General features: G+C 45.6%; 20 protein-coding genes and 1 tRNA gene. 12 read left to right on the top strand and 9 right to left on the bottom strand.

The genetic code is table 11. From position 1 onward, the window contains the following. Positions 1-112: 112 nt before the first annotated feature. Positions 113-1,213, bottom strand: a complete 1,101-nt coding sequence (locus DW793_RS05650; protein WP_118157314.1) for a lipid II:glycine glycyltransferase FemX — start codon at positions 1,211-1,213, stop codon at positions 113-115. A 646-nt stretch (positions 1,214-1,859) separates the two neighbouring features. Then, positions 1,860-3,392, bottom strand: a complete 1,533-nt coding sequence (locus tag DW793_RS05645) for a 4Fe-4S dicluster domain-containing protein (protein WP_117858009.1) — start codon at positions 3,390-3,392, stop codon at positions 1,860-1,862. 422 nt (positions 3,393-3,814) lie between these two features. Here DW793_RS05645 and DW793_RS05640 point away from each other — a divergent pair, with 422 nt between their 5' ends. From DW793_RS05640 to DW793_RS05590, 11 genes are all read left to right on the top strand, one after another. Further along, positions 3,815-4,078, top strand: a complete 264-nt coding sequence (locus DW793_RS05640; protein ID WP_118157313.1) for a hypothetical protein — start codon at positions 3,815-3,817, stop codon at positions 4,076-4,078. Beyond that, entirely contained in the window at positions 4,075-4,278 is a 204-nt protein-coding gene (locus DW793_RS05635) for a hypothetical protein (protein WP_118157312.1), read from the top strand. The genes DW793_RS05640 and DW793_RS05635 overlap by 4 nt, the downstream gene beginning before the upstream one ends. Further along, positions 4,275-5,519, top strand: a complete 1,245-nt coding sequence (locus DW793_RS05630) for a PBSX family phage terminase large subunit (protein WP_118157311.1) — start codon at positions 4,275-4,277, stop codon at positions 5,517-5,519. The genes DW793_RS05635 and DW793_RS05630 overlap by 4 nt, the downstream gene beginning before the upstream one ends. A gap of 33 nt (positions 5,520-5,552) precedes the next feature. After that, positions 5,553-6,719 carry a phage portal protein gene (locus DW793_RS05625; protein WP_118157310.1) on the top strand — a complete coding sequence of 389 codons (1,167 nt, stop codon included), beginning with the start codon at positions 5,553-5,555 and terminating at the stop codon, positions 6,717-6,719. Further along, the gene (locus DW793_RS05620) at positions 6,716-7,060 is read left to right on the top strand and encodes a hypothetical protein (protein WP_118157309.1); all 345 of its coding nucleotides are present in this window, start codon (positions 6,716-6,718) and stop codon (positions 7,058-7,060) included. The genes DW793_RS05625 and DW793_RS05620 overlap by 4 nt, the downstream gene beginning before the upstream one ends. Continuing rightward, entirely contained in the window at positions 7,012-7,551 is a 540-nt protein-coding gene (locus DW793_RS05615) for a hypothetical protein (protein WP_147342162.1), read from the top strand. The genes DW793_RS05620 and DW793_RS05615 overlap by 49 nt, the downstream gene beginning before the upstream one ends. 175 nt (positions 7,552-7,726) lie before the next feature. Continuing rightward, positions 7,727-8,701, top strand: a complete 975-nt coding sequence (locus tag DW793_RS05610; RefSeq protein WP_118157307.1) for a phage major capsid protein — start codon at positions 7,727-7,729, stop codon at positions 8,699-8,701. A gap of 59 nt (positions 8,702-8,760) precedes the next feature. Then, positions 8,761-9,141, top strand: coding sequence for a hypothetical protein (locus DW793_RS05605; protein ID WP_117857980.1), 381 nt, complete (start codon positions 8,761-8,763; stop codon positions 9,139-9,141). A 15-nt stretch (positions 9,142-9,156) separates the two neighbouring features. After that, entirely contained in the window at positions 9,157-9,579 is a 423-nt protein-coding gene (locus DW793_RS05600; RefSeq protein ID WP_117857983.1) for a hypothetical protein, read from the top strand. Next, positions 9,572-9,901 carry a hypothetical protein gene (locus DW793_RS05595; RefSeq protein ID WP_118157306.1) on the top strand — a complete coding sequence of 110 codons (330 nt, stop codon included), beginning with the start codon at positions 9,572-9,574 and terminating at the stop codon, positions 9,899-9,901. Before DW793_RS05600 ends, DW793_RS05595 begins: the two co-directional genes overlap by 8 nt. A gap of 12 nt (positions 9,902-9,913) precedes the next feature. Continuing rightward, positions 9,914-10,822 (top strand): hypothetical protein, encoded by a 909-nt coding sequence (locus DW793_RS05590; RefSeq protein ID WP_117857986.1) that lies wholly within the window; start codon positions 9,914-9,916, stop codon positions 10,820-10,822. Positions 10,823-10,896: 74 nt separating this feature from the next. On the opposite strand, the gene DW793_RS05585 is transcribed toward DW793_RS05590, so the two are convergent. The 6 genes from DW793_RS05585 to DW793_RS05570 form a co-directional block, all read right to left on the bottom strand. Next, a complete protein-coding gene (locus tag DW793_RS05585; protein ID WP_118157305.1) occupies positions 10,897-11,778 on the bottom strand; it encodes a carbohydrate ABC transporter permease in 882 nt (293 codons plus the stop codon). A gap of 6 nt (positions 11,779-11,784) precedes the next feature. Next, positions 11,785-11,934: a hypothetical protein gene (locus DW793_RS15240; RefSeq protein WP_252969687.1), complete on the bottom strand. Its 150-nt coding sequence runs from the start codon at positions 11,932-11,934 to the stop codon at positions 11,785-11,787. Then, positions 11,934-12,713 (bottom strand): carbohydrate ABC transporter permease, encoded by a 780-nt coding sequence (locus DW793_RS05580; RefSeq protein WP_252969686.1) that lies wholly within the window; start codon positions 12,711-12,713, stop codon positions 11,934-11,936. Before DW793_RS05580 ends, DW793_RS15240 begins: the two co-directional genes overlap by 1 nt. 94 nt (positions 12,714-12,807) lie before the next feature. Then, positions 12,808-13,782 carry a carbohydrate ABC transporter substrate-binding protein gene (locus DW793_RS15235; RefSeq protein WP_252969684.1) on the bottom strand — a complete coding sequence of 325 codons (975 nt, stop codon included), beginning with the start codon at positions 13,780-13,782 and terminating at the stop codon, positions 12,808-12,810. A gap of 59 nt (positions 13,783-13,841) precedes the next feature. Beyond that, on the bottom strand, positions 13,842-14,321 hold the full coding sequence (locus DW793_RS15230; RefSeq protein ID WP_252969683.1) for a hypothetical protein: 480 nt from the start codon (positions 14,319-14,321) through the stop codon (positions 13,842-13,844). 78 nt (positions 14,322-14,399) lie between these two features. Further along, the gene (locus tag DW793_RS05570; protein ID WP_117905831.1) at positions 14,400-15,410 is read right to left on the bottom strand and encodes a LacI family DNA-binding transcriptional regulator; all 1,011 of its coding nucleotides are present in this window, start codon (positions 15,408-15,410) and stop codon (positions 14,400-14,402) included. A gap of 727 nt (positions 15,411-16,137) precedes the next feature. Between DW793_RS05570 and DW793_RS05565 the strand changes: the two genes are divergently transcribed. Beyond that, positions 16,138-16,213: transfer RNA gene (locus DW793_RS05565), tRNA-Thr, on the top strand. A 149-nt stretch (positions 16,214-16,362) separates the two neighbouring features. Here the strand turns inward: DW793_RS05565 and DW793_RS05560 are convergent. Further along, positions 16,363-16,905, bottom strand: a complete 543-nt coding sequence (locus DW793_RS05560) for a stage V sporulation T C-terminal domain-containing protein (RefSeq protein WP_118157304.1) — start codon at positions 16,903-16,905, stop codon at positions 16,363-16,365. Positions 16,906-17,004: the final 99 nt, after the last annotated feature.

Here is a 17,004-nt window from a genome sequence, read left to right as displayed (position 1 = left end):
CACCTCTTTGTAAATCATATCACATATAAGTAAAGATCAAATGTTGTCTGTGTAAAGAATGGGTAAAAATGTATAAACTGTTCAAAAATTTTTAAATTTAATCTATTGCCGTCTACTGCATATCCTTATTTCTGTTTTTGAGAAGTTTCTGTCTTTTGCGTTCGTGTCTATCCATAACTATCTTTTCGCAGAAGTCTACGACTTTCTTCATGAAAGGCTTGAAAATGTAGAAAAATTCGCCCTCATAGGTAACGACCTCGCCGTTAAAGCCCTTTTTGAACTTGTATACGCCGTAGTTAGGGTTTGTTTCATCGTTGTAGAATGGTATGCCCTGAAAATCATAGATATAGTTTTTGCCCTCCAAAGCCCAGTTTATCATCGTCCACTGCATGAGATAGTTAGGGTAGAGGTTTCTGTGGTGGTTTGCGGAAGCACCGTAAACATAGCAGGTCTTGCCTGCATACTGTGTTGTTACTGCACCTGACAGCGGTATCTGTTTGCCGTCCTCGTCAACATAGCACATGAAAAGTCGGCAGTGTTCAGGACCAAGACCATTGAGCATTTTTACAAAATACTCCTTTGAACGGATAGAGAAGCCATCTCTGATACCTGTTGCCTGCATGAGAGGGTAAAAATCGTCAAGAGCCTCAGTGCCGCAAGCCTTGCAGTAAACGCCCTTTCTAGGGGCTTTTCTGATACGGTTTCTCCAGTCAGGTTTGAAAGTCGCCATGACCTCGTCAGGGGTTTTGCCCTCGATATTTCTGAGCATATAGTTATTACGAGCCTGAATAGTGGTCAGCTCGGCAGCCTTATGTATATGCTGGAACCCCATGTCCTCGATAAGCTTTGTACACTTGTCGTCGTCCTCCTCGAAACAAGGATCCCACATAAACTGGTAGCATTTGTATTTCTTTGCAAGCACCTTTACGCCCTCGAAAAGGTCGGTCATGACCTCTTTATCAGACCAATCGCAAACAGGGCCATGAGGGGCATACATAAAAGTAACGCCGAAAATAGGCACTTTTTTGATTATGATAAGGCAAGTTCCACGGATATTGCCGTCAGCGTCACGGGAGATAACAGCGTCCCAGCCCCAGTTGTCCTTTACCTTCGGCCATTTGAGAGATTGCATGAAATTGCCGTATTTGCTGGTGCTTGCGAACTGTTCATATTCTGCAAGGAGTTTTTCATCGGACTTATTGATTATTTCCATTTTATAAAGATCCTCTCTGTAAGAATTTTTCTGTTATTATGCACTATTTCATTTATTATACTACATATTACGGGAAAAATCAAGGGGGAGTTTAAGTGAGGAGTGAGGAATCAGGAATGAGGAATCAGGAATGAGGAATGAGGAGTGAGGAATGAGGAATGAGGAGTGAGGAGTGAGGAATTGGCAAAGCAGACCAAAGTAAATTGCAAGCATAAAGTAAAATAAAGCACCGAGCAAAGCGATTTTGCGGCGTGATGAGGTCGGGGTAGAATTGTAGGGGACGGCGCCCTCGACGTCCCGTTTCGGGGAACGGCAAGGTTTGAATTTATCACAATGTTGTGTAGACGTGCCGTGTGGAGAATATTGTGCCGCTACCCTGAAGATGTGATTGGATAGTTTTTAGTTCTATCCAACAATGATATAATCGTGGGCTTGTTTCCTCGACGGGCGAACACTGTTCGCCCCTACTGCCGTTTGTGGGGGTATCAGGGGGTGTGTGATAATTACAATGTGTAGTATTCTATACGAATTCAAAAAGCGGTGAAAAAGTGTTTTATACCACAATGTATGGCGTAAAATGCCCGTCACGGCGAGCGACAGTACAAAAAAACGGACAGCATAACGCTGTCCGTTTCAATTCTATCTCTTATTTGTCATCATGCGACTCGGTGATAAGATCAAGATTGATCTCGTATTTGGAGTCGAGAGAGTTCTGTAAAGGTGCGTCCTTTACATATTTGTTTACAAGCGCTGTACTCTTTTCCACCGCCTGAAGTGTACCTGCACCTGCTACACAGCCGCCAGGACAAGCCATGCCCTCGAGAAGATAGCCGTCATATTTGCCTGCTTTCGCAAGTGTGAGAAGCTTGCGGCAGTCCTTAAGTCCCTGCGCTGATACTACCTTGACCTCACGCTCTGGGTCAAGCTTGTGGATAACGTCTGCTACTGCCTTTGCTACGCCGCCGCTTACTGCAAAGCCACGTCCGTCGCCTGTACCCTCGCAAAGATCTACCTTTTCTTCATCTGTAATGTCTTCAAATGTTACGCCCTTGGCATTGAACATTCCCATGAGTTCTTCAAAGGTAAGCACAAAGTCTACGTCGCTGCGGATAGTACGTCTTGAAGCTTCAAGCTTCTTTGCCGCACATGGTCCGATAAATGCGATACAAGCGTCAGGATCGTCCTTTTTGAGCATTCTTGCTGTAAGTACCATTGGGGTCAAAGCCATTGAAATGTATGGGGCAAGGGTAGGGAAAAGCTTCTTCGCCATTACTGACCATGCAGGACAGCATGATGTCGCCATGAATGGCTGATGTTCAGGAACTTCTCTCATGAAGTCCTTTGCTTCCTCGATGGAACAAAGGTCTGCGCCTATTGCTACCTCGACCACGTCTGCAAAGCCAAGCTTCTTCATTGCCGCTGTGAGCTTTTCAGGGCTTGCCTTTGGTCCGAACTGACCTACAAATGCAGGTGCTACGATAGCGATGACCTTCTTCTTTTTCTTCATTGCTGTTATAAGCTGGAATATCTGTCCCTTGTCTACGATAGCGCCGAATGGGCAGTTTACAAGACACATTCCGCAGGATACGCACTTGTCATAATCTATTTTTGCCTTGCCCTCTTCGTCTGAGCCGATAGCGTCCATGCCGCAGGCTCTTGCGCATGGTCTTTCCATTTTGTTTATTGCATTGTATGGACAGACACTCTGACATCTGCCGCACTTTATACACTTAGACTGATCTATTACTGACTTGCCATGCTTGATGGTTATGGCACCCTTTGGACAGACTTCCTGACATGGGTGTGCAAGACAGCCCTGACAGCAGTCGGTAACATGATAATGAGTTTCAGGACAGCCGTTGCAGGCAAACTTGATTATGTTTACAAGCGGTGGATCGTAATACTTTTCTGCGATCGCACTTTCTTCAATGCCGTCAGCCACAGACTTATGCTCCTCGATCGGTCTTAGGGGCAGACCGATAGCAAGACGGAGCCTTTCTTCAACGATAGCTCTTTCAAGGAAGATAGACTCACGGTAAACAGCCTTGCTTCCCGGTACTATCTTATAAGGAAGCTCTGCGATCTTTTCGGCATAATCGCCCTCTTCATAGGCAAGTCTTGCCACCTCTGTAAAGACTTTTCGTCTGATATCTGTTACTGAGGAATAGATACCTCTCATTTTCATATTTTTACCTCCTGCGTTGTTCTTCAAATTTGTGTCATACACTTACTATTGTACTATTTTTTCGGCTTTTGTCAAGTAATATATACTTTTTTTCATAAGGTATATTGAAAGTTTCGCATAGCTTACATATTTGTCTGAAATAAGGTGCAGTAATGGTACGAAACGTCCTAAAAAAATAAAAGTATTTCTTTTTACCAATAGTTTTTCTGTTCATGAAAGTATGTGGCTTTTGCACAGTTTTGGACAGGTCGATTTATGCAAACAAATGATAAATGATTTAATTTGGCAACATTTCTGCAATTGTTGCATTTTTTATGCAACAAAAGGGGCATTTTTCGGGATAAGTGAGAGATGTTTTTTGAGAGCCGTCAAGATACGGCGGACATCTTTCGCAGAAATTAAAAAGGAGGAACGATATGGCAGGCGAACAGAAAAGATTTGCGAGATTTTTCTTCTATCTGAGAAATCTTCGTGAAGCGGCTTTGCACACCGGTGCAAGGGCGGAGGAGGCTGAGGACAGGGGGCTTGAACTTCTGCACTCGGCAGAAACGGAGGCGGAGCTTAAAAAGCTGGAGGAGGCTGACAGCGACACCCTTTCTTATGTGAAGCGAGGGCTGAACAGGATAGCTTTCGGGGCGGTGAATGACGCTGTAAGCTGGTTTTTGACGCTGAGAACATGACGGCAAGGGACATCATGGGCATGGATCTTTTCAATGTGAGTGAGATAAAGATCAGCGGAAAGAACGTTTTGGAGATCAAGTTTTTTGACAGGCAGAAAGCCTTGGAAAAGCTTGGGGAGCTTGCGCCTCAGCTTGACGGCGGCGGTGAGTCGAAGCGACTTATCGAGAGCATTTACGGCAGGGACGGTGATAGCTTGTGAAAATAACAAGGCTGTCGGAAAATCAGAGGTTTGTTTTCAGATGGTGGACGGCACGGGAGCTTAGTGATTACGACGGGATAATCTGTGACGGTGCGGTCAGATCGGGCAAGACCTTTTGTTTGTCGGCGTCTTTTATGACATGGGCAATGACTAACTTTGACGAGTGCATTTTTGGGCTATGCTCAAAAACTATCGTGTCGCTGAAAAGGAATATCCTGCCTGCGCTCAGGGAGTATATGAAAGCCATGGGCATGACGGCGGTGGAGGTCGCGTCAAAGAACTATATGGACGTTAGCTTTTGCGGCAGGAAAAACAGGTTTTACTACTTTGGCGGCAGGGACGAAGGCTCGCCCTCACTTATCCAGGGCGTGACCCTTGCGGGGGTGCTTCTTGACGAGGCGGCACTTATGCCCAGAAGCTTTATAGAGCAGGCTGTGGCAAGGTGTTCGGTGGCAGGGAGCAAGCTGTGGTTCAACTGCAATCCTGACAATCCTTACCACTGGTTCAAGAAAGAATGGATAGACAAGGCGGAGGAAAAACGGCTTATCTACAGACATTTTGTGCTGGAGGACAATCCGACTCTTGACAGGGCGGTGATAGAACGCTATCACAGGATATACACTGGGACGTTTTACGAGCGTTTTGTACTTGGCAAATGGACGGCGGCAGAGGGGCTTGTTTACCCTATGTTCGACGAGGAGAAAAACGTCTTTGAGGGGGATATACAGTGCGAGCGGTATGTTATAAGCTGTGATTACGGCACTGTAAATCCTTCAAGCTTCGGGCTTTGGGGCGAGAGCGGTGGTGTGTGGTACAGGCTCAGGGAGTATTACTATGATTCTCGACGTGAAGGTATGCAGAAAACTGACGAGGAGCATTACAAGGGGCTTGAAGATCTTGCCGACGGGCTTTGCATCGAAAAGGTCATTTGCGACCCCTCGGCGGCTTCGTTCATACAGTGCATACGCAGGCACGGAAAATACACTGTCCAGCCTGCAAAGAACGACGTTGTTTCGGGTATCAGGCTTGTGTCGGACTGCATAAAGGACGGCAGGATAAGAATAAACCGCAGGTGTCGTGATACGCTCCGTGAGATAAATCTTTACCGCTGGGACGATAAGGCAGGAAAGGATGCACCTGTGAAAGAGAACGATCACGCCATGGACGATATGAGATACTTTGCGGCAGAATGTCTGGGACGTGAAAAGGACGATTTTTTTGTACTGACAGTTGAACATTAGTACAAAAAAGCGTACAGAAAGAAAGGAGAGAAAATGAGTATTTTCAGAAAGAAGGTCCGTGAATTTGTGCCGAACACGGCAGGCTCTGACAGAGAGTCGGGGTTTCATTACAGACTTGCGCCTGAGGGGGCATTTCAGCAGGAGCTTTATGACGCACTCAGGGCGAACGTTCCTGTTATCGACGCTTGCTTCGGCAAGATAATAAGGCTCACAGGGGGCTTTAAGGTCACGGCTTGTGACGAGAGGGCGCAGGTGGAGCTTGACAGGTTTTGCAGAGAGGTTTCCGTGGGGGTGTCGGGAAAGTCCATTTACACTTTTGCGGATATGTATCTGGATTCACTGCTTACATATGGCAAGGCGATAGGCAGGATATATGCAGATTACAGGACAGGCAAGGTAAAGGGGATATATGTTGGCGACCCGACTTTGTACAGAGTGCGTGAGGGCAGGAACGCTTTTGAAAAACGTATTTTTTACATGGGAAGCGGTGAGGAGATACCGGTAAGAAGTCCTGAAAAACTGCTTTACACGGCGCTCAATCCTAGTCCTAAGCACCCTGACGGGGTGTCCATACTCCGTGGATTGCCTGCGCTGAGCGAGATACTTATGCGAATTTACGAGTGCATGGGGCAGAACTTCGACAGGGTAGGAAATGTGCGCTATGCGGTGACTTATCACCCTGAGGGGGAGAGCGACAGGGCGAGAGCCAAGGAGCGTGCAGAGCAGATAGCAGAGGAATGGAGCAGAGGCATGAGAGCCTCACGAAATGGCTCGGTGCAGGATTTTGTGGCTGTGGGTGATGTGGACATAAAGGTCATAGGCGCTGACAATCAGATGATAGACACGGAGATACCTGTCAGACAGCTTATGGAACAGCTTGTGGCGAAGCTTTCAATACCACCGTTTTTGCTTGGGCTGAACTGGTCAACCACTGAGCGAATGTCTGCACAGCAATCGGATATCCTCACAAGCGAGCTTGAATATTACCGCAGACTGCTTGAACCTATACTCAGAGAGATATGCGAGGCGTTTTTAAGGCTTAACGGATATGCTTGTGGGGTTGAGATAGAGTGGGACAACATAAATCTTCAGGACGAGGAAGCGTTGGCGAAGTCAAGACTTTACAATGCGCAGGCTAAGACGGCGGAGCTTGAAAACGAAAGGGTAGAGAACGAGAGAAAAAAGGAGGAAATGCAATGAGCGAAACAGTATCAGGCGAGGAGCTTGAAAAGATAAACGGCTATGCGAGAGAGCCGCTCACGGAGGACAAGGTCTTTGTTTTCAGGGTGGCGCTTTGTGACAATGACATTGACAGAGATGGTGAAAAGTTTTCATCAGGCGCTTTGGAGAAGCTTGCGGAGCTTTTAAGGGCAGAACGGGTATTTTCGACCATGACCCTAAAAGCTCAAAGCAGACTGCCAGAATATTCGACACTTGGGTGGAAACTCTGCCTGAGAAAACTACAACAGACGGAGAGATCTACCGCAGGCTTATGGCAAAGGCTTATATGGTGCGAACAGCTTCTAACGGCGACCTTATAAGCGAGATTCAAGGCGGCATAAAGAAAGAGGTATCTGTTAGCTGCACCATGGGAAAGAAGCTTTGCTCTGTATGCGGAGCGGATTTGTATAAGGGCGGCTGTGACCATGAAAAGGGCGGTGAATACGGCGGTAAGCTGTGTTATCACATTCTTGACGAGCCGCTTGACGCTTACGAGTGGTCGTTCGTGGCAGTGCCTGCACAGGTGAACGCAGGGGTAACGAAGCGTTTTGCGTTAAGGGAGAAGCATGAAAGCACCGACAAGAGCCATGAGCTTGCCCTTGCGAGGGAAGCTTTTGAAAAGGACGTTTTAAGGCTCAGCTATTTCTGCAAGCCTTTTATGAGTGCAAAGCGTGTGAAAGAACTTGCGGAGCTTATGACAGTTACGGAGCTTATCGACTTCCGAGGCAGGCTTGAAAAGCAGGCGGCTGAGAATGAGGAGGTCTACAAAGCCGAAAGGGAGAGCTTTATCACGGGGGATTACAAGATGTAAGGGACAGATGTGAAAGGAGGCGATGACAATGTGGAGATAGGGCTTAAATGCCAGAATGTGATATCATCACTGTAGGGGCGAACAGTGTTCACCTGAAAAGACAAATGGTTTTCGATGATACGAAAATCAGTACAAAAAAACGGACAAATTTAATTATCGAAAAGGAGAAAATAATATGTACAACAATATCAAACTTGAAAAGGGACTTTATTCTATCACAGGCAAGACATTCACACAGGCGCTGGCTGAGCTTGATCCTGACGCAAACTATGAGAACACCGAGCTTAAAGGTCTTGACGCTTTTGAAAGACAGCTCAAGCGTTTTGACATCAAGGTAAAGGGTGCAAATTCTGACAGGGTGGAGAAATTCTTCATTTCCACTGAGTCGGCAGTGCTTTTCCCTGAGTACATAAGACGTACTGTCAAGCAGGGCATGGACGAGGCTTCTATCATGGGCAAGGTAGCGGCGGCTGTTTCATACACTGACGGAGTGGATTTCAGAGGTCTGAACGTTACAAAGTCAGGTTCAACTGATGTTGTGGCAGAGGGTGGAAATGTGCCTATCACAACTGTCAGACTTAGCACCTCCAGTAAGACTCTCACAAAGTTTGCAAGACGTCTTAACTGTTCTTTTGAGTCTGTAAGGAAGCAGAAGCTTGAGGCTTTCGGCGTGGTGCTGAGAAACCTTGGAGCGACTATAAGCAGAGATGTGAACAGCCTTGCCATGACTGAGATAACAAGAGGTATTACAGCTCAGACTCTTATTGGCAGCGAGCTTACTTACGCTGATCTGGCGGCTTTTTGGGCTTCCATGGGCGAGTTTAACATGACGACCATGATCTGTACTCCTGATGTTATGGCTAAGATCCTTGCTATGGACGAGATGAAATACTGCATTGGCGACTATATGGCAGGCGGCACAGTTCAGACGCCATACGGTGTAACGCTTGTAAAGTGCCCTCAGCTCACAGGCGGTATTGCGGTGGGCATCGACCAGAGCAGTGCTGTTGAAATGGTGCTTGGGGGAGATGTTATCGTGGACTACGATAAGCTTCTTACTAATCAGAGCAACGAGATCGTTTGCTCGGTGCTTGCAGGTTTCTCTGTACTTACGAGCGGTGCTGTAAAGACGCTGAAAACTACAAAGTAAGCTGAGAGGATAATGAAAAAGGGACGGTGGGCGGGTATTTTTTTGAAAGGAGCAGGAAAATGGCAATAAGCAAAGACAATGTAAAAAGCGATTTCATGGAGCTAAGCGGACTTGACAGCACGTCGGCTGAGGTGTATGCAGGGCTTATAACGGTGTGTGCTGACGAAATGGAAAAGGCTGTTGACCAGGAGCGAATGGTCGCTGAGGGCGGGACGGCTATATGCGAATTTGCGGCGGCAGCGGAGGTCTTTTACAGATTTATTTGTCTGAAAGCCGCTGAATACAAGGTCATGTTTACGGCACAGGGCAAGGCGGTGGAGGCTTTTGACGAGGAGAACAGGATAAAGGCGGCAAGAGAGCTTCGTGACAGCGCAGTTTCAAGGGCGGAAAGATTTTTCTCAAAGGACGGCTTTGTGTTCAATGCCGTTATCGCATATTAGGAAGGGGGACGAGCCATGACAGTCTGGACAGAAATGGCGGCAGAGATAAAAAAGATACTTGACGGAGCAGGCTTTACTGCAATGGGTGAATACACATCGGCTGACAGTCTATTGCACAGTGGGGAAGCAATTGGCTTCTATGGACTTAAAGGCTATGATGTGGTAGATGAAGTCATTGGGCAGGGCGGCAAAAAGCTTTACACTGAGTATATATGTCATATCGACCTGCGGCTCATGGGCAAGGCAGGAAAATATGATGACATGGAGGAGCTTCAGGAAAAGTGTGAAAGCGTTATGGCGGAGCTTGCAAAAAGCGAGGTTCTGAATGTAAAGAGCGCAAAGCTTGGAAGCGCAGTTCAGACATTGCCCCTTCACAGGCTCGAAAGGCAGGCAGAGCTTAGTATCGGCATTTGCAGTGAGGAGGATATAAGTGAGTAAAAAGGGAAAGATAAAGCTTGACATCGGCACACGGTCATTTTACATGGACGGAGTTAAGCGAAGCGGAGGTTACATTCAGGAGGAAACAAAGGCTGTGAATGGTATTTTGCGAAATATCTCAGGCAAGGCGGCGGAGATATTTCAGTTCAGCGGCAGGATCGCTCCGTCGGACAAGGCTTACGCTTGGGCTGCTCTAAGCGAGAACGGGGGAAAGACGATCAATTTCACGGCAGACGGGGTCTTATACAGCGGATACATACTCTCAGAGATAGAAATGGATTTTCAGCCTGACAGGATGATCGGAAGCCTTATGATAAGCTAGGGGGGCGGAATAATGGCGAAGATATACATCAGGTTCGAAATTATTGGCAGTGGCAATTTGGACTATAGAAACATTGTTTCAGCAAGGCTTGTGAAAGACCGCTATACGCCATACAGTGAACTTAGAGCGTCTGTCGTTCTGAATAACAGCATAAATCTTAACAATATCAGGCGTGTGGCACTTTATATAGGTAGCAGGCGTATGCACTACGGTCCTGCGGATTACATCAGAACAAGGGTGAGAGGCGGAAAAACTGTTCTTGAACTTATAAGCCGTGGGATAACACTTATGCTGGGGCAGAACGAGCCTGAACCTGGGGTATGGTCTAAGGTGAGTTTGACAGATATTATGAAGAGCTACAGTCCCTCGAGTGAGATAACCTACGAGAGTGGAACTAACACTGTGAACTATGTGAACATCAAAGAGAAGTCTACACTGTGGGAGGCTATCGGCGTATATGCGGTCAAGGCTTACGGCAGGCGTGCATATATCAGAGGGGACAGGCAGGTCAATGTGTCGCTGAGTATCCTTTCTGTGAATATCGGTACTCAGCGTATTATTGAATATGGCAAACAGCTTGATACGAGATCGATGCTGTCGAAGATATATATGAAAAACGTGGACGGGGAGTATGGATATAGCTATTCAAGCGGTAAAACTATACCACATGGTATCACGAGGGAGAAGTATTATGGTCTTGATAAGCAGTGGCTCAATAATGTGGATGCCGGGCTTAAAGATAGGATAGAGTTTGCAGAGAGGGAGTATTTGGTGGAGCATATCACTTATGAGGGGTATTGCGGCGAGGATATCACGGATAAAATAATTTGTAATGGATATGGCGTAAATGGAAAAAGAGTGAGCAGAATGGAGATAACGGTCAATAGCAAAGGTATGCAGACGAAGCTTTTATGTGAATAGGAAAGAGAAGTAAGGAATGAATGGAGTAAAAAAAACAGCGTACAGAAAAACTGTACGCTGTTTGAAGCTTCGTATTAACCCTTTACGCTTCCCAAAGCAACACCACGAATGATGAACTTTGAAAGACAAAGGTAAACAATTACTACAGGGAGGATAGCAAGTACGATGTACAAGCTGAACATTCCCACGTCCTTCTCCTGTGGACCTGCGTAACGCATTGCGTTAAGTACCAGAGGAATTGTGTACTTACTCTTAGTTGTAAGGATAAGTCTTGGCATGAAGTAGTTGTTCCAGTTTGTTACGAATGTAAAGATGATCTGAACTGCGAATGCAGGCTTGAGGATAGGAGTTACGATCCTGTTGAAGGTCTTGAACTCTCCGCAGCCGTCGATACGGGCTGCCTCTACGATCTCAAGCGGAAGTGCAGATGCCATATACTGTTTCATGAAGTAGTATGTAGCAGGAGCAGCTATTGCAGGAATGATCAGCGGAATGTAGGTATCTGTCCAACCGAGTTTGTTCATGAACTGGTAGAAACCGATAGCTGATGCCTGTGTTGGGACCATCATTACGATGAGAATGAACATATCAGCAAATTTTCTGAGTTTGAACTGATAAACGTGAGTTGCATATGCAGTCAGTGCTGAGAAATAAACGCTGAGCAGTGATGCACAAGCAGAAATGAACAGTGAGTTAGCAAGTGAACGCCATACACTTCCGTATGCAACGGCTGTTGAACCACTGAACAGGTTCTTGAAGTTTGTTGCGAGGAAGTGGTCAGGATACCATCTGATACCTGCCTGTGATCTGCCTCGTGTCGCATTGATTATCAAAAGATAGAATGGGAAAAGTGAAATAACGACCAAAAGAACAAGGACAACATAAGCTATTATCCTGTGGATCAGAAGTCCGGTACTATTTGTCTTTTCACCAACTATTTCAGTACTTCTTGGCATTTCAACTTACCCCCTTTTCTTCTTTTTCTTCTTTCCGTCATGGTCAGCGGACGCAAACATAAGTGCAAGTCCGATAACAGCGGAAACAACAAAGATTATTACGCACAGTGCAGACGCCTTACCGATGTCGCCCTGCTTATTTGCCTGGATTATCATTACGACGGTCTTGAGTTTTCCGTTCGGGTTACCCAAATCCTTTGTGAGGAGGCAGGTACGTCGTACATCTGAAGTCCACCGATGAGTGATGTTACAAGAACATATGACATGATAGGCTTGATGAGCGGAATTGTAATCTTCCAGAATGTCTGGCTGGAAGTTGCACCGTCGATCTGTGCTGACTCATAGAGTGATGTATCAACACCCATGATAGCAGCCATAAGAAGAATTGTTGTATTACCATACCAAAGTATGAAGTTGATGAGTCCAACTACACCTCTTGATCCCCAAACACTTTCAAGGAGCGGTACCTTGATAAGATCATAGATAGCACCGCCTCTGCTGAACAAGCTGTAGAACAGAAATGCAAAAGCAGATGCCATGATTACGTTTGGAAGATAGATAACAGCCTTGAAGAATCCCTGAGCCTTTATCTTAAGACGAAGGTCAGTGAACCATACTGCAAGGATAAGAGAGATAACGATCTGTGGGATAAATCCTACGATCCACATGATGATCGTATTCCAGAAAGACTGGAGCAGATCACTTCCTGATGTGAATATAGTTGAATAGTTATCGAAACCGCAGAATGTCGGTGTTACTTCGACAGCCTGTCTTGTCCAACCACCGCCGATAGAGCCCTGATCCTTAACATAGTCCGTAAAGCTGTAATAGAAAGTCTGGAACAGAGGATATAGTGAGAAGATGATGTAAACTACAAAGAATGGGATAAGGAAAATATATCCCCACTTGGCATAGCTTATGCTTTTTCTCTTCATATAAGTATACCTATTCCTTTCGTGAGATTAATAAATAATAGGGGGGGATATCCTCCACCCCCTATATTTAATTAGATACTGTTTTTTTATACGATTAGAAATCGCAAGTAAGGTTACCATAGAGGTCTGTGATGTTCTTCTTGAAGTTCTCAAGAGCAGCCTCATATGAATCAACTGTGCCGAGGAAGTAGTCCTTCATAGCACCCTGGAATTTCTCGTTGCAGCCCTGGTCATAAGCAGAAAGCTTGTTCTCGAGGGAGATCTTGTCAGCAGCCTCTGTAAGAAGTGCAAGGTGATCCTGTCCACCGAGGAATGCGTTTGTATAACCGCCGTCGATAAGCTCCTTGATAGCAGCCTTGTTGTTTGTGTAGTCCTGCTCGCCCTCAGTGATAGCCTTAGCTACGTCCTTGTTGCAAGTCATAACCTTCATGATATCAGCAACGATATCCTGGTTATCGGAGTCGATAGCGCCGCAGATCCATGTACCGCCCCAGTAGTAAGCCTGTGGGCCTGAGCAAGCCTTCCAGAGACCATAACCGCCGTTGCCTTCCTTAGCGTTTGAACCATCAGCCTTGATCTCTTCGTCAACTGTGTTTGGAAGAAGTGTGAAAGGAATGCCCCATGTTGAGAAGAAGTAACCAAATACGCCACCGTCGATCTTCTGGCCAGCAGCCCAAGCATCGTCCCAAAGGGAAGTCTTGTTGTTGTAGCCCTTGTCTGTGTATTCCTTAGTCTGGTCAGCCCAAGCCTTGATCTGTGGGTCAACTGTGATCTTGTTGTCTGTTACCCATGGGCTAGACATATTGTTTGAGAAGCATCTGTATGTATCATCGAAACCAGATACCATCTTGTAGCCCTTGTCAGCCATCTTCTGAGCTGTTGCTGTGAATGTATCCCAATCCTTAACAGCTTCCTGAACCTTCTCTGGATCGCTTGTGCCGAGAACGTCCTCAGCGATCTTTGTGTTGTAGAGGAACAGACCTGGAGTTGCCTGCCATGATACACCCTTCAGCTCGCCTGTCTTTGTATCTGTTGCAACGTCCTTTGTGTACTGATACATCTGTGACATATCGTCGTCTGTGATGCCGAGGTCCTGAATAGAAAGTGCAACGTCGCCGTTAGCATACTTCAGAGCGTAGTCAGCTCCATAAGGAACATATCTACCTTCTCTGTGCTGTCCTGCTGACCCTTAAGAGCCTCGTCCAGCTTTGTCTGGTAAGCGTTACCTTCGTTTTCAACCTGTACCCAGTTCAGCTTAACGCCGTTGATTGTTGCGATCTCCTTAGAACCATCAGCAAGCTCGTTGTATGTAAGCTCGTTTGATGTGCCCTGTGGATAGTACTTATCAAGTCTTGACTTGAACTCTGTGTTCCAGCAGTAAATTGTAAGAGTCTTCTTTGAATCCTCTGATGAATCTACACCGTGAAGCTTTGAAGTATCCTGTCTGTCTGCATCTTTGTTGATACCTGTGCCGTCGCCAGCCTTTGATGTTGTGCCGCCATTCTTGTCAGATGTTGAAGATGAATCTGTGTTGCCGCAAGCTGTGAACATTGAAGCTGCCAGACAGAGACTCAGAGAACCTGCAAGTACTTTCTTAAGATTTGCCATAATAATTTTCCTCCTTAAAATCGCATTAGTTTATTTGATTTGCTCCGCAGCATTTCTGCGGAAAATTAATGCCTTGAATTAATTGATGTCGCTTACCGAGCCGCCTTCCAGCAGCTTTCCGTCGACTGTTATCACCTCTTTAAAGGTGGTCTGTGGGTTTTCTATCAGTGACACCAGCTGTTTTGCGGCTGTTACACCGATAAGGTCTGTGTCCTGAAGATAAGTCGTAAGCTTTGGAGAGAGAAGCTGTGAATAAGCTATTCCGTCGTAGCCCACTATCGAGATATCCTCCGGTACTGAAAGACCCATTTCCTTGACTGCATTAAAAGCTCCCATTGCTGAATAATCATCGGGCATGAAAACGCAGGTTGGTTTGTTCTCTCTGCTAAGAAGTTCTTTTGTCAGCTTATAAGTTAGATCAGGGTTGTGATAATCACCGTTAAGTATCCAATCGGGTTCAACTGAAATTCCTCTTGTCATACAAGCTTTATAGAAGCCTGCCAGACGTCTTTCGGCTACTGCCGATTTGTTGCCCTGGATAAAAGCGATCTTCCTATGCCCCATTTTCGTCACATAGTTGATAAGCTCTTCCATACCTTTTTCATTATTGGACATGATCGCTGTTCTGCAATCGAAGATGTGGTCGATCGTGACCACTGGTATATCTCCGTTTATCACCTCGTACACGTCCTGCGACGTAAAATCCGTACAGGCAATGATAACACCGTCAACATTGCGGTATTTGCAATGTTCGTATGTAGACATTTTCTGCTTGCCCACATCTCTATTTATAAAGGTTATATCATATCCTGCTGCTTCAGCCGTAGTCTTAAAGCTGTCAAGCACCTTTGCGAAAAACTCATGGGTAAGACCGCTTCCTGCTTCGTCGAGATACATGACCCCGAGATTATAGGTCCTGTTGGTCTTCAAAGCTCTTGCCTGAGAATTTGGGAAGTAGCCCATTTCTTTGGCGGCTTTCATAAGTCTTTCTCTTGTTGCCTCGCTTACGTCCTTATGGCCGTTGAGGGCTTTGCTTACGGTTGCGACGGATACTCCGCAGCGAACGGAAATGTCTTTTAAGGAAACCAATGATATTTCCGCCTTTCCGTAGATTTTAAACGTTTACGCTTGATGTTTTCCGTGAAAACTTATTTCAAACGTTTCCGTTAATAAAAATATACAATATTCTCGGCATAATTTCAAGTCTTTTTTCACATTTTTATGCCCTCTGTAATAAATTATGGAGGTTTAGCCAATTTTTCAACTTTACTTTTGTGCATTTTAACAATGCTATTTGAACAATTGTAATCGATTTGTTACAAAGGAACTGACAGGCTAATCAAAAAGCTGCGAAAATGCACGGTGTTTTCTGAGGAAGTATATGAAACCAGCTGTGTGGTATGTGAAAAATGTATATAAACATTTCTTTTGTATTCGATTATGTTATGTGAAATTACAAAAAGTATCAAACAGCCCGTTCATTAAACGTTTTCGGATAATAATTGTTGAAAAGTGTGCTGTGACATATGATATTGTTAAAATATTATCCTGATATGAAAATATGATAGTCATTTGATCGGAAAAGTTGGAATATTCGGTGTTTGCGAAGATATTTATGAAACGTTTAAGCATATTTCAGCGTTTTTTTATTGTGCAAAATAACGATACGGAAAGAAAACGTATTTATTTCATACATTATATTCAAAAGGTACATATGATATGACTATTTGATAGGGATTTTGCAAAACTAAAAAAAAATGCTTGAATTGATGTTGACAAATGTGTGTTTTTGGTGTATAATATTCAGGTCTGATATGCTGATATGGCTCAGTTGGTAGAGCAGCTCATTCGTAATGAGCAGGTCGTCGGTTCGAGTCCGACTATCAGCTCCATCGCAGCGTGGTCTGCAGTTTGCCCTCCGATCCATTTGTATGGGTCGGAGGGTTTATTATTATGTTGGCAGCGGAGGACATGGTGTAATGGCTGATGTAATAGTACAGAAAAAAGGACTGCTGCGGTCAGGCGGCGGTCCTTTTTGGTATTATTCTTCGATTTGTTTGCCCAAGAACATTGCGGCGGCTTTGGCGAGCATGGATTGTTTATCGGTACAAAGCTCGGTATCGTCGGTAGCCATGAAAGCCACTGCGCCTGTTATATCGCCGTTTGTGAGGATAGGGGCGATGGTGAGGGCATGTGTGGTGATACCCTCGACAGCTCTAAGCGGCTCGGCTGTGGTATCGGTATAGTCAAAGGTTTTGCGGTTTTCCAAAAGCTCCTCCAGGGCAGGGGAGAGGCGACGCTGAGAATACTCTTTTTTCGGCACGCCTGACACTGCCACGACGTGGTCCTTATCGAACACCACGGCAGGCGCTCCCCCAAGCTTTGAGATGACTTCCGCTGCCTGAGCTGCGCCCTCGGACATTTCGTTTATTGCGGAATATTTTTTGAATATCACTTCGCCGTCGGGGTTGGTGTAGATCTCGAGGGGGTCGCCCTCACGGATACGCATGGTGCGCCTTATTTCTTTAGGTATGACAACTCTGCCGAGATCGTCGATCCTGCGGACAATTCCTGTTGCTTTCATATTTATGACCTCCGTTGTTTTTTCAAAATTGCAGTAATATTATTTGCAGAGGTGGGGAATTTATGCAGGAAAAAGGCGAGTGATAATCGTATGGATTTT

The organism is Ruminococcus sp. AM31-15AC (genome assembly GCF_003462045.1).
Lineage (GTDB): Bacteria > Bacillota > Clostridia > Oscillospirales > Ruminococcaceae > Hominimerdicola > Hominimerdicola aceti.
The sequence above is the reverse complement of the archived record's forward strand: the minus strand, read 5'-3'. Positions and strand labels throughout refer to the sequence as shown.